This is a genomic window from Caloramator sp. mosi_1, assembly GCF_028622835.1.
Taxonomy (GTDB): domain Bacteria; phylum Bacillota; class Clostridia; order Clostridiales; family Caloramatoraceae; genus Thermobrachium.
In genome coordinates this window covers 1,454,203-1,475,496 of the sequence record NZ_CP117677.1, presented here as the reverse complement: position 1 = coordinate 1,475,496, position 21,294 = coordinate 1,454,203, and the positions used below count along the sequence as shown (strand labels likewise).

26 protein-coding genes and 6 pseudogenes are annotated in these 21,294 nt (G+C 29.8%); 8 read left to right on the top strand and 24 right to left on the bottom strand.

The genetic code is table 11. The features are described from left to right. Positions 1 to 172 precede the first annotated feature (172 nt). The 9 genes and pseudogenes from PL321_RS10485 to PL321_RS10445 all read right to left on the bottom strand — a co-directional run bounded on the left by PL321_RS10485 (position 173) and on the right by PL321_RS10445 (position 4,508). Complete coding sequence (locus tag PL321_RS10485) at positions 173 to 463, bottom strand: hypothetical protein (RefSeq protein WP_273961981.1); 291 nt, start codon at positions 461 to 463, stop codon at positions 173 to 175. Then, positions 463 to 690 (bottom strand): hypothetical protein, encoded by a 228-nt coding sequence (locus PL321_RS10480; RefSeq protein WP_273961980.1) that lies wholly within the window; start codon positions 688 to 690, stop codon positions 463 to 465. The genes PL321_RS10485 and PL321_RS10480 overlap by 1 nt, the downstream gene beginning before the upstream one ends. A 366-nt stretch (positions 691 to 1,056) precedes the next feature. Next, a complete protein-coding gene (locus tag PL321_RS10475; RefSeq protein WP_273961979.1) occupies positions 1,057 to 1,572 on the bottom strand; it encodes a hypothetical protein in 516 nt (171 codons plus the stop codon). Continuing rightward, positions 1,569 to 1,655 (bottom strand): hypothetical protein, encoded by an 87-nt coding sequence (locus PL321_RS21360; RefSeq protein ID WP_273964525.1) that lies wholly within the window; start codon positions 1,653 to 1,655, stop codon positions 1,569 to 1,571. The genes PL321_RS10475 and PL321_RS21360 overlap by 4 nt, the downstream gene beginning before the upstream one ends. A gap of 16 nt (positions 1,656 to 1,671) precedes the next feature. Further along, positions 1,672 to 2,643 (bottom strand): sensor histidine kinase, encoded by a 972-nt coding sequence (locus PL321_RS10465; protein WP_273961978.1) that lies wholly within the window; start codon positions 2,641 to 2,643, stop codon positions 1,672 to 1,674. Positions 2,644 to 2,950: 307 nt separating this feature from the next. Beyond that, positions 2,951 to 3,648, bottom strand: a pseudogene (locus tag PL321_RS10460) (response regulator transcription factor). Positions 3,649 to 3,712: 64 nt separating this feature from the next. Further along, positions 3,713 to 3,907, bottom strand: a complete 195-nt coding sequence (locus PL321_RS10455) for a hypothetical protein (protein WP_273961977.1) — start codon at positions 3,905 to 3,907, stop codon at positions 3,713 to 3,715. A gap of 218 nt (positions 3,908 to 4,125) precedes the next feature. After that, the gene (locus PL321_RS10450; protein WP_273964524.1) at positions 4,126 to 4,275 is read right to left on the bottom strand and encodes a polysaccharide deacetylase family protein; all 150 of its coding nucleotides are present in this window, start codon (positions 4,273 to 4,275) and stop codon (positions 4,126 to 4,128) included. A 65-nt stretch (positions 4,276 to 4,340) separates the two neighbouring features. Continuing rightward, the gene (locus PL321_RS10445; RefSeq protein WP_273961976.1) at positions 4,341 to 4,508 is read right to left on the bottom strand and encodes a hypothetical protein; all 168 of its coding nucleotides are present in this window, start codon (positions 4,506 to 4,508) and stop codon (positions 4,341 to 4,343) included. Between the two features lie 311 nt (positions 4,509 to 4,819). On the opposite strand from PL321_RS10445, the gene PL321_RS10440 reads away from it, so the two are divergent. The 5 genes from PL321_RS10440 (at position 4,820) to PL321_RS10420 (ending at position 8,342) form a co-directional block, all read left to right on the top strand. After that, on the top strand, positions 4,820 to 5,275 hold the full coding sequence (locus PL321_RS10440) for a hypothetical protein (RefSeq protein WP_273961975.1): 456 nt from the start codon (positions 4,820 to 4,822) through the stop codon (positions 5,273 to 5,275). A 241-nt stretch (positions 5,276 to 5,516) separates the two neighbouring features. Next, on the top strand, positions 5,517 to 5,840 hold the full coding sequence (locus tag PL321_RS10435; protein ID WP_337961151.1) for a DUF4153 domain-containing protein: 324 nt from the start codon (positions 5,517 to 5,519) through the stop codon (positions 5,838 to 5,840). Between the two features lie 116 nt (positions 5,841 to 5,956). Beyond that, a complete protein-coding gene (locus PL321_RS10430) occupies positions 5,957 to 6,541 on the top strand; it encodes a hypothetical protein (RefSeq protein WP_273961974.1) in 585 nt (194 codons plus the stop codon). A 1,034-nt stretch (positions 6,542 to 7,575) separates the two neighbouring features. Beyond that, complete coding sequence (locus PL321_RS19965) at positions 7,576 to 7,839, top strand: hypothetical protein (protein ID WP_337960800.1); 264 nt, start codon at positions 7,576 to 7,578, stop codon at positions 7,837 to 7,839. Positions 7,840 to 7,865: 26 nt separating this feature from the next. Beyond that, on the top strand, positions 7,866 to 8,342 hold the full coding sequence (locus PL321_RS10420; protein WP_273961973.1) for an O-antigen ligase family protein: 477 nt from the start codon (positions 7,866 to 7,868) through the stop codon (positions 8,340 to 8,342). A gap of 119 nt (positions 8,343 to 8,461) precedes the next feature. Here the strand turns inward: PL321_RS10420 and PL321_RS10415 are convergent. From PL321_RS10415 to PL321_RS19950, 5 genes and pseudogenes are all read right to left on the bottom strand, one after another. After that, a pseudogene (locus tag PL321_RS10415) lies at positions 8,462 to 9,265 on the bottom strand (MetQ/NlpA family ABC transporter substrate-binding protein). A 5-nt stretch (positions 9,266 to 9,270) separates the two neighbouring features. Further along, positions 9,271 to 9,920: pseudogene (locus tag PL321_RS10410) on the bottom strand (methionine ABC transporter permease). Between the two features lie 13 nt (positions 9,921 to 9,933). Beyond that, positions 9,934 to 10,110, bottom strand: coding sequence for a hypothetical protein (locus PL321_RS19960; protein ID WP_337960799.1), 177 nt, complete (start codon positions 10,108 to 10,110; stop codon positions 9,934 to 9,936). Between the two features lie 153 nt (positions 10,111 to 10,263). Next, positions 10,264 to 10,332 (bottom strand): annotated as a pseudogene (locus tag PL321_RS19955) (hypothetical protein); the annotation flags it as partial. Positions 10,333 to 10,334: 2 nt separating this feature from the next. Beyond that, positions 10,335 to 10,649 (bottom strand): ATP-binding cassette domain-containing protein, encoded by a 315-nt coding sequence (locus tag PL321_RS19950; protein WP_337960798.1) that lies wholly within the window; start codon positions 10,647 to 10,649, stop codon positions 10,335 to 10,337. A 154-nt stretch (positions 10,650 to 10,803) separates the two neighbouring features. On the opposite strand from PL321_RS19950, the pseudogene PL321_RS10400 reads away from it, so the two are divergent. The 3 genes and pseudogenes from PL321_RS10400 (at position 10,804) to PL321_RS10390 (ending at position 13,648) form a co-directional block, all read left to right on the top strand. Then, positions 10,804 to 12,141: pseudogene (locus tag PL321_RS10400) on the top strand (IS1380 family transposase). A gap of 308 nt (positions 12,142 to 12,449) precedes the next feature. Continuing rightward, positions 12,450 to 12,737, top strand: coding sequence for an SLC13 family permease (locus tag PL321_RS10395; protein ID WP_273961972.1), 288 nt, complete (start codon positions 12,450 to 12,452; stop codon positions 12,735 to 12,737). After that, the gene (locus tag PL321_RS10390) at positions 12,734 to 13,648 is read left to right on the top strand and encodes an SLC13 family permease (RefSeq protein ID WP_273961971.1); all 915 of its coding nucleotides are present in this window, start codon (positions 12,734 to 12,736) and stop codon (positions 13,646 to 13,648) included. Before PL321_RS10395 ends, PL321_RS10390 begins: the two co-directional genes overlap by 4 nt. Positions 13,649 to 13,866: 218 nt before the next feature. On the opposite strand, the gene PL321_RS10385 is transcribed toward PL321_RS10390, so the two are convergent. The 10 genes and pseudogenes from PL321_RS10385 to PL321_RS10345 form a co-directional block, all read right to left on the bottom strand. Then, positions 13,867 to 14,193 (bottom strand): hypothetical protein, encoded by a 327-nt coding sequence (locus PL321_RS10385; protein ID WP_273961970.1) that lies wholly within the window; start codon positions 14,191 to 14,193, stop codon positions 13,867 to 13,869. Between the two features lie 55 nt (positions 14,194 to 14,248). Then, a complete protein-coding gene (locus tag PL321_RS10380) occupies positions 14,249 to 14,662 on the bottom strand; it encodes a hypothetical protein (RefSeq protein ID WP_273961969.1) in 414 nt (137 codons plus the stop codon). Positions 14,663 to 15,309: 647 nt separating this feature from the next. Beyond that, positions 15,310 to 16,302, bottom strand: coding sequence for a UDP-glucose 4-epimerase GalE (galE, locus tag PL321_RS10375; protein ID WP_273961968.1), 993 nt, complete (start codon positions 16,300 to 16,302; stop codon positions 15,310 to 15,312). Between the two features lie 10 nt (positions 16,303 to 16,312). Continuing rightward, the gene (locus tag PL321_RS10370) at positions 16,313 to 16,528 is read right to left on the bottom strand and encodes a hypothetical protein (protein ID WP_273961967.1); all 216 of its coding nucleotides are present in this window, start codon (positions 16,526 to 16,528) and stop codon (positions 16,313 to 16,315) included. Positions 16,529 to 16,580: 52 nt separating this feature from the next. After that, positions 16,581 to 17,246, bottom strand: coding sequence for a hypothetical protein (locus tag PL321_RS10365; RefSeq protein WP_273961966.1), 666 nt, complete (start codon positions 17,244 to 17,246; stop codon positions 16,581 to 16,583). A gap of 4 nt (positions 17,247 to 17,250) precedes the next feature. Next, positions 17,251 to 18,405: pseudogene (locus tag PL321_RS10360) on the bottom strand (galactokinase). Positions 18,406 to 18,407: 2 nt separating this feature from the next. Then, on the bottom strand, positions 18,408 to 19,394 hold the full coding sequence (gene galT / locus PL321_RS10355) for a galactose-1-phosphate uridylyltransferase (protein ID WP_273961965.1): 987 nt from the start codon (positions 19,392 to 19,394) through the stop codon (positions 18,408 to 18,410). Positions 19,395 to 19,748: 354 nt separating this feature from the next. Continuing rightward, complete coding sequence (locus PL321_RS21355; RefSeq protein WP_443110775.1) at positions 19,749 to 19,949, bottom strand: GH36 C-terminal domain-containing protein; 201 nt, start codon at positions 19,947 to 19,949, stop codon at positions 19,749 to 19,751. Further along, positions 19,895 to 21,007, bottom strand: a complete 1,113-nt coding sequence (locus tag PL321_RS10350) for an alpha-galactosidase (RefSeq protein ID WP_273961964.1) — start codon at positions 21,005 to 21,007, stop codon at positions 19,895 to 19,897. Before PL321_RS10350 ends, PL321_RS21355 begins: the two co-directional genes overlap by 55 nt. Beyond that, positions 20,968 to 21,294 carry a glycoside hydrolase family 36 N-terminal domain-containing protein gene (locus PL321_RS10345; RefSeq protein WP_273964520.1) on the bottom strand — a complete coding sequence of 109 codons (327 nt, stop codon included), beginning with the start codon at positions 21,292 to 21,294 and terminating at the stop codon, positions 20,968 to 20,970. Before PL321_RS10345 ends, PL321_RS10350 begins: the two co-directional genes overlap by 40 nt.

The following is a 21,294-nucleotide window of genomic DNA, read 5'->3' as shown; positions in this document are numbered from 1 at the left end:
TAATATTTTTTTAAAATAATTAATAATGAAATTAAATATATATGTTAATTTTTGAATTTTATTTCTTTAGTTTTTTATTTATTTTAATTAAAAATTACATTTATTTACTTTAAAATCTCTTTTATTATACCATAATTAAACAATTTTGTATACTTAACAAAATGTTAAAATCTTAATTTTTGTTTATATTTAATTCCTCTGCAGAGTTATTTTTAATAAAGTTTTCCCTCCACACCTGTGAAAAGCTCCCCTCTGCCCACTCCAGCATAATTATTTTATCGTTTTTGCCTGTTTTAATTTCTCCTATCTTTTCTGAGAGCCTTTGATTTTTTATTTTATAAAATTCAATCGTTTTTGGAAGAACTACAACTACTATGTCCCTATTTGGGGAAGAGTAGGCATCTATTGCCTGAGGTATTTTTTCCTTTATATCCTTAAAAGAGATACAGAGTTTGTCATACATTACCATATTGTTTGGAGGAAAAATCCTGTATTAAAGTCAATATAGGAGATAAAGTTTGAAGACTTATAGTTTATTCTTCCCTTTAAAAAGTAGTTGCCCTCCCTTCTTAAAAGGCCTATATTTTCATATTTTAATTCTTTATTTATCTCCTCTCCATTTAATTCCTTTAATATTTCCTCTCTCTTTTCATCAAACTTTTGTTTATATCCCTCTCCAAGTAAATCCATTATACTTATTCCCTCTGCTGCATTGGGCTGTCAACAGGAACAATCTTTAATCTTTCTGATGATCCATCCTCTTGATTTATAACAATATAGTCATTTCCAACAAAATCTATATAGAAATTAATATCTGCCGTACTTTGAACAAGAGATGCTGCCTCTTTTTGTCCACAACCTTTTGTTGCCCCTTTGAAAGGTTATCAATTTTTATTTGAGAATCCTCAAGATTTATTTTCCAAAAGCCATTTTTTCTTGGAAGAAATATGTTATCAGTTACATAGGCCTCCTTTATCTCTCCATTTGAGGCTCCTATATAATAGGTTTTGTATAGATATTGTCCGTCTACCTTACTTCTTAAACCAATGTATACGGCTATATCTTTATTGGGTGTACTTTTTTAGATGGTAAAATATTAATGTTTCTTCTCCAAAACGACATATCATATTCGTCAGTTATTTTCTTCAATTTATATACCTTTTTATTATACACAAGCATTATTAAATCATCGTTAATTTTAATAAAATCATATATAAAGTTTCCATTGCTTAATACAGATACTACCTGTACTTCTTTCCCTTTGTTTACACTGTTATCTATTTTGTATCCATTTAATAGATACTCCGACATATCAACTATTTTTATTTTGTAATTGACACCTATAAATCTATCTACTCCATCCCAAAATTCGTCCTCTTTAAAGACAAAACTCCTTTCAATCATATCGTCCTTTTTATAATTATCAACACCTTCTACCTTATAGGTACCTCTTATTGGTATTATTTTATTCTTTGGTGCCTTAACCTTTTGTGAACTTGAAAAATTACTACAGCTCGTAAAGTTTGCTATAATAACAAAAATCATAATTACAACTAAAAATCTTTTTCTCATTTAACCACTCCATTTTTAGGAAATATAAGAAGAACCTTTGTTCCCTTGTTTTCCTCACTCTCAATTTTTATACTGCCCCTCATTTTTTCTACTATTTCTTTACATACCGAAAGCCCTATACCATTTTTGATCTACTTCCTTTCCCTTGTAAAACTTTTCAAAGACGTGGGGCAAGTCCTCCTTAGATATACCAAGTCCGGTATCCTCAACTATGATTAAAACTTCCTTACTATTCTCTAACACCTTGACATTAATACTGTCACCTGCATTTGTAAAGTTAAAGGCATTGTCTAAAAGGTTTATAAATACCTGTTTTAACCTGTTTTCATCTGCATATACAAATATACTTTTATTATCCATTAAAATACTAAATATCTTATTTTCTCTGCATGCCCTCGGTTCAATCTGTTTCTTGATTTCTTTTAGGAAACAATTTAAATCTAATATCTTCATCTTAAACTCAATTTTTCCAGAAGAGAGCTTTGAAAAGTCTAAAAGCTCCTCCACCATAGAGGTAAGCCTGTCGCATTCCTTTTCTATGATGTCAAGACCATCCCTTATGAGCTCTTTATCTTCTCCTGCCTCCTTTAGGGTAATTGCCCATCCCTTTATCGAGGTTAGAGGTGTTCTAAGTTCGTGGGAAACAGAGGATATAAATTCATCCTTAAGTTTCTCCCTCTTTATTATTTCATCCGCCATATTATTTAAGGTTGTTGAGAGTTTTTCTATTTCTTCAAATTCTGCATTTTCACACCTATTGTTATAATCTCCCTCCGCCATCTTCTTTGCAACCTCTGTTATTTTTGTTATAGGGACAACAATTGAGTTAGAAAATAGTATACTAATTAATGCAAAAATCAAAGTAACAATAACACCAAGCACAGTAATTATCATAAAAATATTTCTTAAATCCTTATTTACTTCCCTTAAGGTTGTTATAAACCTTAAACCGCCTACTATCTCTCCACCGCTATAAAGGGGATGAGATACTGCCAGAACCTTTTCATCATCATAGCTTACATTTCCTATCCATCTGCCTATATTTCCTGAAAGAGCCTCCTTTATATCCAAAAATTCGTTGTCTTCAATTATCCCTATTGAATCAAATATTATTCTTCCAGTATTATCAAAAACCTGTACCTCTATGTCACTTCTATTTAAAAAATATCTACACCGTTTAGTACGTTTTCATATAAGCTGTTTTTAGAAAAATATTTACTATAGATATCTGAGGATATTTTTATCTGACCTATTAGTAGATTTGCAATATTAGTATAGTAGATATTCTTGAAGGATAGAAAAATAATAGAATTTAACGTTGTAACTGTTAAAACGACAATAATGACGAAGTTAAAAAGTAACCTGCGTCTTATACTGCTCATACCTTTTTCTCCCTTCGCCATCTGTAGCCGTATCCCCAAACTGTCTCTATATATACGGGATTTGATGAATCATCTTCTATTTTTTCCCTTAGTCTTCTTACGTGTACATCTACAGTTTTAACTTCACCAAAGTAGTTTTTTCCCCAAACATAATCTAAAATTTCATTTCTACTTAAAACTTTTCCTTCATTTTTTATAAAAAATAGCAAAATTTCAAGCTCCTTAGGAGTTAAATTAATCTCAACGTTATCCTTGAATACCTTCATCGACTCTAAATCTACCTTTATGTTATGGCTTACTATTTCTTGTTTTTTGATTCATCCTTGTTTATTCTTCTAAATATAGTATTTATTCTTGCAATAAGCTCTAAAGGATTAAAGGGTTTTATCATATAATCATCTGCACCTATTTCAAGCCCCATTATTTTATCCATATCCTGAGACTTTGCAGTAAGCATAATAACAATCACTTCGTTATCTATCTCACGTATTCTTCTTAAAACTTCAAATCCGTCAATTTTAGGCAGCATAACATCAAGTACAACAACATCGGGTTTTATACTTGAAAAGGATTCTAAGGCCTCCTCTCCACTTTCCGCTTCAAATACAATAAATTTACTTCTTTCAAGATTAATCTTAACAAACTTTCTTATACTTGCCTCATCTTCAACTATTAATACCTTTACATTCTCCATAACATCACCTACTTTATAACTTCAAAATGATATCCCTGTTCTTTAAGATATTTTATAACCATTTTTAAAACCTCGGGGTTGTATGCTTGCCAACTCCGTCGTGCATTAAGATGACAAGGGAATTTTTATTCTTTGATGTTTGTAAAAATCTATTATATTGTTTTTCAACCGACATCATTTTACCCTCTGCATCTCCTGTTAAACAGTTCCAATCAATATATAAATACCCATTATTCACTATAGTCTCCTTTATATCCACAGGCCTTCCACCACTTCCTCCAGGAAATCTAAAAAATTATTGTTATATTCTTCACCAAGTACAGATTTTATTAAAGCTTCTGTTTCCTTTATTTCCTGCATCATTGCATCTGGTGAAGAATAAATTTTTTATATGAGTGGGAATAGGAGTGGTTTGCTATAGTATGTCCACTATCATATATTTTTTTATAAGTTCAGGATTTGACTTAACCATACATCCTAATACAAAAATGTTGCGTTTATATCATTTTCTTTAAGTATATCTAATATTTTGGGTGTTACATCTTTACTTGGTCCATCATCAAAGGTTAAATAGGCCACCTTTTTGCCTTTACTTTTGTAAAATTGACTTGTTCTTTGTTTGTTTATATCAACTGCTTGTGATGTCTTCTTTTCACTATTTAAAGCTAAAGTTTGTTCTTTGATTTTATCATCTACTTGTTTTTCTTTATTGTTTTGTTCTTCATTTTCTTTTTATTTAAATCCTTGCCCTCTGTATTTTTTTCACTTGATTCAACTCTAATGTTCTTTAAGTTTTCATCATTTTTATTTATTTCTTCTTTTCGAATTTTATTTATCTGTTCTGCCTTTGCATTATTCATTTTGTTTTTGCATACAATTTGCCAAAAGTAATTCCTGCCCCCAGTGCCAAAATATATACCGCAATTAAAGTTATAATCATACCTTTTTCATCAGTGTCTCCTCCACAATCTTAAGCATATATAATTAAATTCTACATTTAATCACAAAATCCTTTAGAAAAACTTTTTATACAACAATATTTTAAATGCTAAATTAGATACAAAAATTAAAAATTGATAAAAATATTTTCTAAAAATTTATACCAATTTTTAATTTTTTTATAAATCATTGTAGTATAATATTAATAATAAGCTATGAAGGGAGAATTTTTATGAGAATCTCAACTTTGACATTAAAACTTACAAAGGCACTTGAAAATAGTATAAGACGATTTCCCTTAACTGTTTTATCAGCCTTTGCAACCTGTTTATCCATAATCATTATGATTGAACGAAAGTTAGAGAATAATTTAACTTTACAGCGACTAATTTTAATTTTTGCACTATCAATACCTATTACCTTGAGTTTTAAACTTCTTTGGGAAAGAAAAAGTAAAGACTTAAGACAACTACTCCTATACTATTTAACTTCTATAATTATAATTATCGGATACTACTTTATATATCTTAATAAGATAGATTATATAAGTGTATCAAGATTTGTTGGAACTAATTTGATTTTTTATTTAGCATTTCTTTTTATTCCTTACTTTTTGAATAGAAAGAATTTTGAAATGTATTCTATTAAGATATTTACAGGTTTTTTATTACAGCAATATACACATTAGTTCTTTATTTAGGATTGAGTGCTATACTTTTTACAATAGATCGATTGCTTAATATCAAAGTGGAACCTGAGAACATATATAGAAACTTGGTTTATATGCCTTTTTATATTCGCTGTAAACTACTTTCTTTCACTTGTACCAAAAAGGAGGATGTCTTTACAAAAGTTGATTTTCCAAGGGCCTTTAATATTCTTTTAAGCTATATAGTTATTCCCCTTTTAAGTGCCTACACAGTTATTTTATACATTTACTTTTTAAGATATTAATAACTCAAAACTGGCCAAAGGGACTTGTATCCCACCTTGTACTATGGTATTCATTTATAACTATTTTAGTAATATTCTTTTTACATCCAATAAAGGAAGAAGTTAAAATTGCCTTCTATTTTACTAAGATTATAACTAAAATAATAATACCTCTTATTGTTATGATGTTTGTATCAATGGGTATAAGAATTAACGCCTACGGTGTTACCGAACCAAGATATTATGTTATAGTAGCAGGAATATGGATTTTGTTTGTTTTTATATATTGGAATATAAGAAAAGAACCAAAAACACTTTAATTCCGTCAACCCTTGCATTAACAATATTTATTTCTTTATTTACCCCATTATCCAGTTTCAGTATATCAAGGTACAGTCAAAACAAGCGTTTTGAACACCTTTTAATTAAAAATAATGTGCTAAAGAATGGAAAGATTGAAAAGAATCCAAATGTAAATAAAGACGACCAAAGAACAATAAGCAGTATTGTATTCTATTTTGAATCAAGACAGGGAATAGATAAGTTAAAGTACGTACCTAAGGACTTTAATACATCAAAAATGAATGAAGTCTTTGGATTCAACTATGAAATGCCTTATTTACCTAAAGAACAATATTTTTACTTTAGAATCCCTCAAAACAGCCTTATAGATATAAAGGGATATGACTATTTTATACAGCTCAATTCTTACAGCCAAGAGGTGCAAAATTCAAAGGAATTTAGTTTTAAATACTATAATTCAACCGCTCAAATAGCAATATTAAAGAACAACAAAGAAATTTACAGAAAGAGTATTAAGGATATTATTCAAACAAACTGTAAAAAATATGGAACCGAAAGACCAGATAAGGAACTTAGTATTAATGAGCTGTCTATAATTGATGAAAATGAAAACATTAAGGTTAGAATAATATTAAATAATGTTTCAGGGAGAATAGATGAAAATGACAATGTTAATATTGACGGATGTGAATTCTTAATAATGCTTAATGCAAAATAATAATAATTTTTAACTAAAATTTATATATTAAGCAGGCATAATGTAAAACCCCAAGAATTAATTTTAAAATCTCTTGGGGTTTTATTGTATTTTTGTTAATATTAGATAATTTAATGGACTTTTATTAAAATTTTTGTTATAATTTACAAATAAAGGAGGGATTCTGTTGAAAAAATTTTATTTATTGCCTTTATCTCTTATTTTTTTGTTCCTTTAATAGTTTATGAAAAAATTATTATCTTACCTGATCATCTTAAAAATTTTTGGATTGCTGGAGTAAACTTTGACTATTTCTCCTACTACAAAATCAAAGTACTTCTAATTTTGGTACTCTTTTCATTAATATCTCTGCTATACAGATTAAGGAGACAAGATATTAACATAAAATTTTCTAAAATATACCTTACCCTATTTATTTACTTGTTTTTCATAATACTTTCTACAATATTTTCAAAATATAAAGATATTTCTCTTTGGGGATTTCCTGACAGATATGAAGGTGCAGTGATTCTATTTTCATACATAATAATATTTTTGTTTTTGCTATTGTACCCCAAATTAAAGACGTAAATTTTATATTAAATGCCTTTTTATTTTCTTCAAGCTTAATAGGAATAATATCAATTTTTCAGTTTTTTAATTTAGATTTTATAAAATATTACATTGTTGGAAAACTACACACATTTCTAATTAGAATACTTAGGAAAGGTTTATATCAAGTTTAATCCAGGCCCAAGATATGTTTATGCAACCTTATATAATTCAAATTATGTAGGAAATTTTATGGCTATTGCATTTATAACTACCTTTATACTTTATGTATTGTGCAATGAAAAAAGAGATTTATTTATGGTATACTCTCTATTATTATGTTTTTTAGTTTAATCTCCTCACATTCAAGAGCTGGAATTTTAGGTGTTATTTTTTCAGTTATACTATTTTTAATTTACAAATATAAAGAAATACTGAGAAATATAAAGTTTGTCGTACCTATTTTAATAATATATTTTCTTGTATACACATTTATAAATACTTTGTCCAGTAACTATGTTGGAAATAAAATTGAAAGTCTGTTTACTGATATAAATAAAACCATTACTACTCCAAACTATAATAATCTAAAGGAAATAAAAGTAAAAGATAATATGATTACACTTGATTTTAATAAGTCTACTTTAAATTTTATAATTAATAATAGTAATATTTATGTAGTAGACGAAAATAACAAAAGGATTCCCTTTAAATTCGATTCAGATAAAAAGAATTTTTATTTGATAACCCAACCTATTCTCAACTAAAATATTTTATTAATCATTATGACAATATGCCAGTATTAATATTAAACAATGGCTATGACAGCTTAAACCTAATTAAAACAAATAATGGATTTAAAATATTAAGCTTCAACGGAAAAACTTATAATATAGATCCTGTAGAAAAATTAAATGTAAAGGGCAAAGAAAGACTTGGTTCAGGAAGAGTATATATATGGTCAAGGTCTATTCCACTATTAAAGAAAACCTTATTTATAGGATATGGACCTGATACCTATGCATTGTATTTCCCACAACACGATTATATAGGTAAGTTTTTATTTTTAAATACTCCCAATATATTAGTAGACAAGCCTCATAATATGTATTTACAAAATGCAATTAATATTGGAATAGTAGGTACATTAGCCTTTATATTATTTATTATTGGCTATTTAATTTATAGCTTTAGAGAAATTATAACTATGGAAGATAACCACTATAAGTTAATAACAATTTCAATATTTTTGCTATTATTGCGTATTTAATTGCTGGAATTTTTAATGATAGTGTTGTTTATGTTGCACCTCTCTTTTGGGCCTTAGCTGGGTTAAACTTTAAGATATTTGAAGAAAAAATGCTTTAGGTATAAACACCTAAAGCATTTTTAGAAGGCTGGAACTACTGCTCCTTGATATTTTTCCTCTAAAAACTTCTTAACATCCTCTGATTGAAGTACATTAATAAGTTCTCTAATTAGTTCATTATCCTTATTATCTTGTCTTGTAACTAAAACATTTGCATAGGGTGAATCCTTATCTTCAATAAACAAACTATCCTTTACTGGGTTTAAATTGGCTTCAAGTGCATAGTTTGTATTTATTATTGCAAAATCTACATCCTTTAAAACTCTTGGAAGCTGTGCAGCTTCTAACTCCTTAAATTGAAGATTTTTAGGATTTTCAATTATGTCCTTTGGAGTTTGTGTTAAGCTATTATCCTTTAATTTAATTAAACCTTGTTTTTGTAAAAGCAAAAGTGCTCTTCCTTCATTTGTTGCATCATTAGGTATTGCTACTACTGCTCCATCCTTTATTTCATCCTTATTTTTATTTTTTCTGAATATGCACCCATTGGTTCAACGTGTACCTTTGCAACTGATACAAGATTTAATCCCTTTTCCTTATTAAACTCATCAAGATATGGAATGTGTTGAAAGAAGTTTGCATCTATTTGCTTATCATTTAATGCAGTATTTGGAGTAATATAATCTGTGAATTCCTTAACTTCAAGTTCTATACCCTTTTCTTTAAGCTTTGGCTTTATGTAATTTAGTATCTCTGCGTGCGGAAGTGGAGTTGCACCTACTACAATCTTCTTTGCATTTGTCACTTCCTTTTGCACATCCTGTAAGTCCTGTTAAAAGCAATGCTACACTTAAAGCTACTGCGGTAAATTTTCTCAACTTCATAGTTATTACCTCCTGTCAATTTTTTTAGCAAAATAATTTCCTGTTCTTTGTGTTATTTCAACAAGTAGTATCAAAATTATAACAGTTACTATAAGTATATCTGTTCTAAACCTTTGATACCCATATCTAACCGCTAAATCTCCTATTCCTCCACCTCCTATAACACCTGCCATTGCAGAATATCCTATTATATTTACAATTGTTAAAGTTATACCTAATATTAAACCTGATAGTGCCTCCTTTATTAAAACCTTTAGAACTACTTGCGATGTAGAAGCACCTAATGATATCGCCGCCTCTATTACTCCCTTATTAACCTCCTTTAATGAAGATTCCACTACCCTTGCAACGAAGGGGCTGCTGCAATTGATAGTGGAACCACTGCAGCTTCTTTACCAATTGTTGTACCAACAATAATTCTTGAGAGGGGAAAAAGAATTATTATTAATATAATAAAGGGTATTGATCTTGTTATGTTTATTATAAAACCTATTACAGAGTTTAACTTTGGCATTTTTAGAAGCCCCTCTTTATCTGTAAGCACTAAAAATATTCCTAATGGAGCTCCTAAAATCAAAGAAAATAATGTTGAAAAAAACACCATATACAACGTATCTAAAAATGAGGGTAAAATTAAATCTATTATTTCCTTCATATCATCGTCCTCCCTAAATTGCTCTTTCTTTAAAGTCTAAATAATAAACTTTACCATTTTGACTTTGAAGAAACTGTTTTAATGTTTTTGATTTAGGATTCTTAAATACCTCATCCTTTGTCCCCTCTTCAACAATTTCACCCATTTCCATAACTGCTACATTACTACATATTCTCTCTACTACATCCATCTCGTGGGTAATTAAAACTATTGTTAATCCAAAAGTTTTATTCAGCTCTAATAATAAATCTAAAATTTGTTTTGTCGTGAGGGGGTCAAGGGCTGAGGTTGCCTCATCGCAAAGGAGTATATTAGGATTATTGGCAAGTGCTCTTGCTATTGCAACCCTCTGCTTTTGTCCTCCAGATAGATTAGAAGGATATTCCCTTTCTTTTTCCTCTAATCCTACTATCTTCAGAAGTTCCCTAACCCTTTTTCAATATAATCCTTTTTATGTCCTGCTATCTCCAGGGGAAAAGCTACATTCTTAAATACATTTGAATTTGAAAGCAGATTAAAATGCTGAAATATCATACTAACCCTTTGTCTGTACTCCCTAAGCTCTCTTTTATTAAATTTAGTTATATCTCTTCCTTCTACTAAAATTTCACCTTCGTCTGGAGTTTCAAGCAAGTTTAAGCACCTTAATAGGGTTGATTTGCCTGCACCACTTTTTCCTATTATCCCAAAAACTTGTCCCTTTTCTATTTTTAAACTTGTATTCGGCAAGTAATGCCGAAAGACATTGGAATTAAAGGATTTTTGTTCAAAAATTAAAAGAAATCATCCCTTTTAAGTGTTAAAATATAATTGCAAAACTAAAACACAAAAGGGTGATTTCTATGGATAGTTTACAACAAAATCAAAAAATTTAAAGAAGAAAATTAGATTTTTGAACATGAAAGCAAAATTTAATGATACCAAAGTTACTTCTGTAGCAACTTTTTCTTATGTGGAATCCTTTAAACAAATAATAGGATTACCAACTATTTTAGAAAAAGGCGTAACCTATAAGAAGGCCGCTAATTCTACTTTTAATACTGCAGAAATTATAGAATACATAGATTGATGCAAATATTCTTGGTTTCTCAAGATTTATGCACATTGAAACATTAAGAAATGATGAAGGATATAAAAAGTTTAAAGGTGTAGATAAATTACCCAGTGAAAAAGTATGTAGAGATCTCTTAAAAGCTTTACCAACAGAAACTTTAGAAGAATTAAGAACTATAAATAAAAAAATACTTGACTTAAAGTCTTCAACTGAAGATGTACGCGAGGTTTGTATTAATATTGATGATACTGTTATAACTATCTTTGGTAATCAAGAAAAATCAGGAATAGGATATAATCCAAGGTACAATGGAAGACCATCATTTAAAGAAAAAGTTGGGTTTATTTCAGGAACTGATGAATTACTTAACATTACTCTTGAAAATGGTAGACACCATAGTAATTATAAATTTTTAGATTTCTTTAAGAGTTGTGTAAACCAGCTTCCTTCAAGATATATTCTTAAAAGAGTTAGACTTGATAGAGGTTTTTTGATGAAGAAAACTTTTTATATTTTGAAGATAATGGAATAGAATATGTTGTTAAATGTAAAATGTATTCTACTGTTAAAATGATAATAGATTTTATAAATAATAATCCAAAGGATTATATATGGCACGATATAAGTTCTACTTTATCTGTTACAGAAATTACAGTTCCATTGCCTAAATGGCAAAGAGCAAGAAGATTTGTGATTATAAGAGAAAAAATTATTCCAAAAAATATGAATCAGTTAATGTTCGAAGAATGTAAATATAAATATCAAGCAATAGTAACAAATATAAATTATTTAACACCTGAAGAAATATTTCAAGATTATAATCAACGATGTGATGTTGAAAATAATATAGATGAAATAAAAGAAGGCTATGCCTTTAGCGAAAATAGTTTAGTAAATCATAAATGCAATGAATTGTACCTTTTAATAAAAATGATAGCATATAACATTCATAACTGGTTTAAACAAGCAATCATGCCTAAGGAAGTACAACATCATGAAATTAGTACATTAAGAAGAATATTTTATAGAGTTTGTGGTAATGTTTGCGGCAGCAAATATTATAGATATTTAAGTTTTTCAAATAATTGCTTATTAGAAAAAATCATTACTCATATTCAAAAACAAATACATATTTTTAGTAGAAAAATGATAACAGTTTATACTTAATAGTAAAATAAAAACAATAAATTCCCTTAAAAATCCAAATGTTATTTGGGTTTATTAAGTATACTCAAAAAAGACCTAACGGTATAAAATATCATAATAAATGTAAATTTATTCATAAAGAAAACAAAAATGGCAAGTAGAAACTTTTTTAAAATTTACTTGCCGAATTCAAGTTATATTTAATAGGGAAATCATTTTAACTTAAAAAATGACAAAAAAGATTATTTTTCTACCTTTTTAAGCAAAACTATTTTAAATTTTATTAATTTTTGTATAATTTAAATAAAGAAACATTTAAGGGGGATTTGATGACTATTGCTCTAATAACCTTTTCGGCAACCTATATCCTTTTAATGTTAGAAAAATTACCAAAATATTTAATTTCTCTAATAGGAGCATTAATTATAATTGCATCAGGTGTTCTATCTTTAAATGATGCTATGTCCTTTGTTAGCTGGGATACTATAGGTCTTCTCCTGGGTATGTTTATTATTATTAAGGTACTTGAAGAAGCAAACTTCTTTAATTTTATGGCTCTTAAAATTATGGAAAAACTAAATTTTGATATTAAAAAATATATATTGTTTTTCCAATGATAACAGCTATTCTTGCAGGCTTTATGGATAGTATAACAGTTCTTATTTTCTTCACTATATTAACTATAAATCTTTGCAAGATGTTTGATATAAGTCCTGTTCCTTTGGTTATTGCAGAAGTTTGCACTGCAAACATTGGTGGAAGTGGTACTTTGGTTGGAGACCCGCCAAACGTAATAATAGGAAGCGTTCTAAATTATACATTCTCTGATTTTGTTAAAAACACAGGACCTATTGCCATTGTTGCAACTATTGTAGTAACACTGTTTTTCTTCTTAATAAATTTAAAAGGCTTAAAAAGCATTAAAAAACTTAATGATAATGAAAAAGAAAAATTAATTATAGAAAATAAAATATCAAATATGAAATATGTAAAAATAGGTGGTTCTTCATTTGTATTTGCTATACTTTTCTTGGTTACACATCATTTACTAAATGAAATGTTTGGATTCCATATATATGCATCTATTGCTACACTACTGCCTGCTATGGTATGTTTATCATTATTAAAAGAAGAATCAGATGACATACTTCGTTCAATAGATGGTGAAACACTTTTATTCTTTATTGGTTTATTTATTATAATAGGTTCACTTGAAAAAACTGGAGTTATTTCGGTAATTGCTGAAAAGATAATCAGAATTTCAAAGGGAAACCCTATATTACTTTCCTTCTCCTTTATTTGGATATGTGGTGTAATTAGTGCTATTGTTGACAATGTTCCTATGGCCCTTACTATGTCATATATTCTACTTAGCATAATAAGTCAGACACCTGAATTAGCTATGTATAAAAGCAACTTTGTATGGTCTTTAACATTAGGACTTGATATTGGAGGAAATATGACACCAATAGGGGCTTCTGCAAACGTTATGGCTTATAGCATATTGGAAAAAATAAAATACACGTAGGATGGAAAAGATGGTTAATGCTTGCTATACCCGCAACAGTGTTAGCACTTTTTATATCAACTGTAGGTATTTACCTTAAATTATAATTTGTCATTATAATAAATTTAGCTTAGCAATACAGATAAAATTCCTTTATATTGCTAAGCTATTCTATTATCACTTAAATTTAACTTCGAACTATTTATCTAAAATACTAAACTCATATTTAAACCTGTATTCTAATTTTTTGAATAAACCTTTATCTTTACCTCTTGACCTTCTGAAATACTAAACTGCCCCTCATTATTTTTATCTACATACAAGGACAGTATATTATTTTCTCCACTATATATTTCAACATTAATAGGTTTATCACTTTTAAAATTTATAGTATAATTACCTTTATTTAATTTTAATGTATATATATCAACATCTCCTGCATAATCTATGTACCCCTGCTGTAATTCATCTAAGATTATTTTGGTAGCTAAATATTCAAAGTTATTAAATTCATTCTTGTCTTTAAATAGTTCTACTTTATCATCAACTATTTTATTATACCTCATAGGTATATAAGTTCCATCTTCAATGTACTTTTTATCTCAGAATAACTTCTATAATTTATCGTTGTCCTGTCAAAGGCAACATATTTTCCTGTCGTTGCCTCCATAACAATAATACCCTTCTTATCTGCTGATTCTTTGAGGTATATAAAAACGTGGTATTTTTGTGATTTATTATGTCCATAGGCTTTAAATCCTCAAACTTTATTGGGTGAAAATAATCATCAAGCATTTGTGTAGAAACCTTAATAGGCAGTTTATAAACTGCACCAACAAAACCCGAACAGTCAAGACCTGCAGTTAGCGGTTTATAACCTCCATTTGTGTTTATATTGCCAGCAACCAGTCCCTTATCTAAGGCATCTTTGAAATTTTTAATTTGAGGTTGATTGCTCATATCAAGGGATATGTATCCACCCCAGCAGTAGGGTATTCCACTTACAAGTTCCCCATCCTTTAAGTGTCTTGGCATTGTTATTTCATCATTATTTATAATTCCATTTTTGATGCATCATATTCCCATACAAAATTAATCATATCCATTCCTCTTTTAAATGCTTCACTTCTTTTCATTCTTACTACTTTCAAAGATTTATTTGGTTGTTTGTAGTTAATGAATACTATGAAAAATAGTACTAAACAAATTAAAAATATAAAAAATACAACTTAAATACAACACTAAAAATACTTATTTTACTATATCTTTTAAATTTGTTCTTATTATATCTTAATATCCCCATCTCTCTCCTCTAAAAAATTATTTCATTTTAATTAATATTAATACTTTTTGTGTTTTATGTTGTGAATTTTATTGATATAATAAATAAGAGGAGGGATTATATGCAATATCTTATTTTCCCAATCTGTATATTAATTGGGGTTATTTTATCTTATGTTATTTTAAAAATTTCCAAATCCATTAAATTTCCACTTGTTTTTTCTTTCTTAATTGCAGCTTTTGGAATATTTCTTATAGTAAAAGCTAAAACACAACCTCCAGAAGGTTTTAAAGACTTAGCCTATATGATAAATGCAATTTTATTATTTTTAATTTCACTTGGTATGTGGATACAGCTTACCGTTATTAAGATAACAAAAATAGCTTTGCATAATGCAAAGCTATTTTTTATCATCATATCCATTTGGGTGGTTTTTGTGCCATCTCCAAGCTGTTTCAATAATCTTTTTAATATCTGTATACTTTGGATTCCAATTAAGTTCTCTTCTTATCTTATCTGAACTTGCAATTAAAATTGCTGGATCTCCTGCTCTTCTTGGAGCAATCTCCTTCTTTATATTAATTCCCGTAACCTCTTCTGCTGCCTCTATAATCTCCTTTACAGTAAATCCGTTTCCATTTCCAAGATTATAAACATTTGAATTCTTTCCATCGTAAAGTGCTTCTAAAGCAAGAATATGTGCCTCTGCTAAATCATTAACGTGAATATAATCCCTTATGCAGGTTCCATCCTTTGTATTGTGATCATCTCCAAATATTTTTATACTCTCCCTCTTTCCAAGGCAGGTTTGTAAAACAAGTGGAACAAGGTGTGTTTCTGGGCTATGGTCTTCTCCTATATCTCCCTCATCATCTGCTCCACAGGCATTAAAATATCTTAAAGCAATATACTTTAACCCATAGGACCTTGAATAGTCCTCCATAGCATTTTCCATAATAAGTTTTGTTCTGCCATAAACATTTGTTGGATTTTTAGCTATATCCTCAGTTATAGGTACTCTTTCAGGTTCACCATAAACTGCTGCTGTTGATGAAAATACTAATTTTTTAACATTGTTTTTAAGCATAACATCAAGAAGATTAAGGGTTCCTTGTACATTATTATAGTAATACATTTGAGGTTTTTCCATAGATTCTCCAACAAGGCTGTAGGCTGCAAAATGAACTACTGAATCAATGTTATAATTTCTAATAGTCCATTCTAATTTTTCACTGTCAAATATATCGCCCTCTACAAAATTTGGGCACTTAACTGCATCTTTATGTCCTTTAACTAAGTTATCATATACTACAACATTCTTTCCCATTTTATTTAGCATCTTAACAGTATGGGAGCCTATATAACCTGCTCCACCAGTTACTAAAATATTCATCAAACCCCTCCTAAACTAATTCTTCAAGAACAACATCTACATACCAGTCCTGTTCTTCTCCTGCTTCTAATGGTTTTATTTTACCATATCCTTTAGCAATTTCAACAGAATCATAAAAAGCATTTGAGGGTTCCAGTGCACAATTATATTCACCTTTAAATCCACCTTCATTAATCCAAACTCCAAGGTATGGGATCCTATCTTTTGGGAATAATAATTTATACAACAAGTTATTTTTATTTAATGTTATTCCTGCTTCCCCTTCTTAACCTCTCCATTTACATAAAACTTTTCTGTCTTTTCAAGGGTTTTAGGTCCAATTCTATCAACCCTAACTTTTTGCCTTTCATATCAATAGTTTCAGGGAATAGATGAATATTCCCTACATCTCCATAAATACTGCTTTTGTGGACATTCATTATACTATCTTCATCTAATAAAATTCTGCTATATTCATCACAGGCAACAAGCCCGTGAAATGCCCAAAGACCATACAGTGGACAGTTTCCTGTATTTTTTACTTTATAATTAAACCTTATGACATTCTTCTCTAATTTTATTCTTCTTTCAAATTCATATTTAAATTTTACACCCCAAGCTCTACATACTATTTCATCATCAAAAACCTGAACCTTCCAAGGAATACTCCAAAGCTCTCCGTGGTCTGGCATCCTTTCTTTGTATCCTTCATAGGGGTATTCACATTCATCTATTGTTGGGTACATTTCATCAATTCCTGAGGTATCATATTTTTTAAATTTATCGCCATATTCTGCAGTTGTATACTTATTTAATGTTGGCTGTGCTAAAACTTCGAAATTTTGAGGTTTATATATAACTGACGCTATTTTTGCACCAAGTTCAGGTAATATCACTAAACTTACAACATCATTTTCTACCTTTATTCCTTGTAAACCCTTGTAAATTATATTTTCAACCCTCATAATCTCAGCACCTTCCTAAAAATTTGACTCCATCACCTATTTTGCTTATATAAAAGGATGCCTCTTTTCCTGTTTTTTCTTTGTATCTATTTGAAACTACTTTGATAAATTCATCTTCTATACCTTCCTTTACAATTGCAATTGCACAACCTCCAAAGCCAGCCCCTGTCATTCTTGCACCAAGACATCCTCTAAATTTTAATGCCTCTTCAACTATAGTATCAAGATGCAACCCTGTAACCTCATAATCCTCCTTAAGGGATTTATGTGATTCAATTAAAAGTTTAGAGAAGGCCGCTATATTTCCCTGTTTTAAAACTTTAACTGCTTCTTTTACCCTCATATTTTCTGTAATTGCGTGGCGTGCTCTTTTTTAATTGTTTCATCTTCAATATAATTCAAATCTTCTATTTGTGCTTGGCAAAGGTTTTCTATATGCCTATATCTTCTTATAATCTCAAGTGCCCTATCACACTCTGACCTTCTCTCATTATACTTAGATTCGCTAAGTTCCCTCTTTTATTTGTATTCATTATAACTAAACTTGAATCCTTTAAGTTAAAGGGAATATACTCATAGTAAAGTGTTGAACAGTCTAACAAGATTGCATTATTTTCCTTTCCCACTGCTACAGCAAATTGATCCATAATACCACAGTTTACTCCAACAAATTTATTTTCTACCTCTTGACACATCTTTGCTATTTCAACTCTGTCTACATCATTGCCTTTATTTTTGTGTAATAGTATATAGGCAGTTAGCACCTCAATTGCTGCTGAAGAGGAAAGTCCTGCACCATCTGGAAGGTTGCTGTAGAACAATATGTCAAATCCATTAACTTTAAAACCTAATTCCTTTACCTTTTTATAACTCCCTTTGGATAGTTGCCCCAATCATCTTCTTCATCGTATACTATATCTTTATTTAAATCTATTACAACCTCTCTATCTACATTTTTAGACCTAAGTCTTATAAAACTATCATTCCTTTCTCTAAGCATTCCATAGATACCTATTGTAAGTGCACCTGGAAAAACATAACCACCGTTATAATCTATATGCTCTCCTATCAAGTTAACTCTTCCAGGTGAAAAATAAACCTCAACTTCTCCTTCGCCATATTCCTTCTCAAACATATCCTTTAACATTTTCAAGTCCATAATTATCCCCCTATCTTATCTAAAAATTTTCTTAATGCCTGTCTTAATTGTTCTGATGTTTGTTCAACTGAAAGGGTATTGCAGGCAGCCCAAGCCCCCATTTCAGAGGATGCATAATATTTTATTCTATTTGCATCCCTAAGAGGTGGATAAAACTCTATATGAAAGTGATAATAGTCTTTGCTATTTTCATACTCTTTACTATTTACAGGTGTTTGGTGTATACACATCATATAAGGGAATAACCTATCAAAAAGTGTATCAAAGGCACCTGTTACCTTCTTTAAAATGTCTGCTAAATCCCATCTTTCCTTATCTGTAAACTCAGTAAAGTTTCCCTTGTGGGATTTACTTACAATGAAAACTCCGTAGGGGTAATCTGTAAAAAATGGTATATATGCAATAAAACCTTCGTTTTCATATATAATTCTCTTTTCAAAATCCTTTTCTTCTCTGTTCATCCTACAAATCATACATTCTTTATTCTCTTCATAATATTCTCTACAAGAATCTAATTCAACCTTTACCTTAAGTGGAACAAAGGAATACCCATATATTTGACCGTGGGGATGGGGCATTGTAACTCCAACTTCTTCTCCTCTATTTTCAAATTCAAAAATATATTTTATCCTTTCATCCTTTGATAACTCCTCAAATCTTTGTGTCCAAAGATTAACAAGTTTATATATATGAGAAACTTCAAGTTCAGGTAGTGTTTTAGTATGTTCTGGTGAATAAAGAATGACTTCACACTTTCCATAGTTTTGAGCAACTTTATATAATTCATTTCCTTCAACATCAGGTTCACCTGGTGTTTGAGTTAGTGCTGGAAAATCATTGTCATATTTAAATACATCATAATTGTCAGGTACCCTGCCCGAACCTGGACAGAAGGGACACCAATCCTTTGGCATATTAGGTCTTTGCTGTCTATTTGAAGCTACCATAGTCCAAGTTTTTAAAAGTGGGTTCCATCTTAATTCTGCCATAACCATTCCTCCTTATAGAAAACCTTTTCTATATTCATTATACAACAACATCACAAAAAATAAACACAAATTTTCAAAATATTTGATAATTGTTGCTACCAATAAAAATACTCAGGCTTCAAAATAGCCCCTTGAAAGGATTACGATTGGCTTTTCATAAGCTTTAGCAAGTCGTATCTTTAGGCTTTGAAAAGCCCATAATTTGGCACACGATGTGCTGAGCCCAGCGACCCTTAAGGAGAAGGGCATCGCAAGGGTAGGACATCTTCAAACAAAGAAAATCTTAGACTTGATTAAGCCGTAAAAAAGCCAAAAATCCTTCAAGGGGCTAATTATATTATAACTAAACTTTAATTATTTACCTTTTATATGTGTGATACTTGAAGCATAATCTCCCTTAAGTTCTAACTCTAACCCATAATTCATTAAATATGCACCAGACTTAAACTCCTCTTTTCCTTCTGTAATTATCCTATAGCTTTTATCCTCCTCTAATCCCCTTAACTTAACTTTAAACTTAGATTTTGAATAGTTTTGCCTTGGTAAAAAGTAAATACTACCGACTCATCCCCTAAAACATACTGAACTGAATGTATTTCTTCCTTTTCTATAGAGGTTAGTCTATGTATATCTCCAAATTGTACTATATGCCTTATCTTTTTATATTCTTCTACTAAATCCCTTGCTATTCTCTTTTCTTCATCAGTCCACTTATTTATATTGCCTCCAATCCCTAAAGTACCCATCATAGCACAATGGAATCTAAATTTTAAAGGAATTGTTCTGTTGGTTAAAAAGTTAGGACAATCCGTTACCCAAGCCCTCATTGCAAGTGTAGGATAAATTAGACTATAGGATTCTTGTATTTTAAGCCTATCAAAGGCATCGGTATTATCACTTGTCCAGTATTGGTCAAAATATCTTATAGAACCTAAATCAACTCTTCCGCCTCCAGAGGCACAGGCTTCGAAATGAACATTAGGATGCTTTTCTCTTAGCCTCCTGACTATATCAAAAACTGCCTCTGTATGCTTTATCCAAATGCTTCTTCTGTCTTTTAGATTTATGGCTCCTGCCTCTGAAAAGGGCCTATTCATATCCCATTTTATAAAGTTTATATCATTATTACTTAATAGTTCATCTAATACACCATATACATACTCCTGAACTTCCTTTAGTGTCATATTTAACACAAGTTGGTTTCTTGCTGTGGTGCATTCTCTATTATTAAAACGATATACCCACTCAGGATGATTTCTATAAAGGTTACTATCTGGATTTACCATCTCAGGCTCAACCCATATTCCAAAATTCATCCCCAAAGCTTTTACCTCATCAATCAAAGGTTTTAAGCCCTGTGGAAATTTATTTTTATTAACATACCAATCACCAAGACCTGCACTATCACTATTTCTCTCTCCAAACCACCCATCATCTACAACAAAAAGTTCACACCCCAGTTCTTTTGCACTCTTTGCAAGTTCAATCTGTTCATTACACTTAACATCAAATAAAGTCGCCTCCCAAGAGTTGTATAAAACCGGTCTTAGTTTCTTATTAAAATTTTCAGGCATTATTTTACTTCTAATAAAACTGTGCATTCGTCTTGACATATCCCCAAAGCCATTTTTGTATATCCAAAATAAACAGTAGGCGAAAGGAATAACTCACCCTTTTCTAATGTTATCGAAGTATCAAAATCATTAACCCCAACTAATATCCTTGTGTAACCATAGGGCATACCCTCTGCAACTATTTTAAAGTTTCCACTATATTCTAATGCACCAAAATAAACTTCTCCCCTATCCTCCTCTGCATTTTTTTCTATAATAAAATATGGATTGTTGTTATGACCTGTATTACCCTTTCTACTCTCAAGTACAACCTTACTATAGTTTAT

Excerpts from the sequence above, each read along its gene's own strand:
- PL321_RS10390 (WP_273961971.1), top strand. The coding sequence starts at position 12,734 with ATGATAACAGCTATTCTTGCAGGCTTTATGGATAGTATAACAGTTCTT.
- PL321_RS19960 (WP_337960799.1), bottom strand. The coding sequence starts at position 10,110 with ATGGATGTAGTAGAGAGAATATGTAGTAATGTAGCAGTTATGGAAATG.
- PL321_RS10485 (WP_273961981.1), bottom strand. The coding sequence starts at position 463 with ATGTATGACAAACTCTGTATCTCTTTTAAGGATATAAAGGAAAAAATA.
- PL321_RS10475 (WP_273961979.1), bottom strand. The coding sequence starts at position 1,572 with ATGAGAAAAAGATTTTTAGTTGTAATTATGATTTTTGTTATTATAGCA.
- PL321_RS10380 (WP_273961969.1), bottom strand. The coding sequence starts at position 14,662 with ATGCCAAGACACTTAAAGGATGGGGAACTTGTAAGTGGAATACCCTAC.
- PL321_RS10440 (WP_273961975.1), top strand. The coding sequence starts at position 4,820 with ATGAGAATCTCAACTTTGACATTAAAACTTACAAAGGCACTTGAAAAT.
- PL321_RS10445 (WP_273961976.1), bottom strand. The coding sequence starts at position 4,508 with ATGAATAATGCAAAGGCAGAACAGATAAATAAAATTCGAAAAGAAGAA.
- PL321_RS10365 (WP_273961966.1), bottom strand. The coding sequence starts at position 17,246 with ATGAGGGTTGAAAATATAATTTACAAGGGTTTACAAGGAATAAAGGTA.
- PL321_RS21360 (WP_273964525.1), bottom strand. The coding sequence starts at position 1,655 with ATGAGGGGCAGTATAAAAATTGAGAGTGAGGAAAACAAGGGAACAAAG.
- PL321_RS10350 (WP_273961964.1), bottom strand. The coding sequence starts at position 21,007 with ATGTCAAGACGAATGCACAGTTTTATTAGAAGTAAAATAATGCCTGAA.
- PL321_RS10480 (WP_273961980.1), bottom strand. The coding sequence starts at position 690 with ATGGATTTACTTGGAGAGGGATATAAACAAAAGTTTGATGAAAAGAGA.
- PL321_RS10420 (WP_273961973.1), top strand. The coding sequence starts at position 7,866 with ATGCCAGTATTAATATTAAACAATGGCTATGACAGCTTAAACCTAATT.
- galE (WP_273961968.1), bottom strand. The coding sequence starts at position 16,302 with ATGAATATTTTAGTAACTGGTGGAGCAGGTTATATAGGCTCCCATACT.
- galT (WP_273961965.1), bottom strand. The coding sequence starts at position 19,394 with ATGGCAGAATTAAGATGGAACCCACTTTTAAAAACTTGGACTATGGTA.
- PL321_RS10385 (WP_273961970.1), bottom strand. The coding sequence starts at position 14,193 with ATGAGGTATAATAAAATAGTTGATGATAAAGTAGAACTATTTAAAGAC.
- PL321_RS10395 (WP_273961972.1), top strand. The coding sequence starts at position 12,450 with ATGACTATTGCTCTAATAACCTTTTCGGCAACCTATATCCTTTTAATG.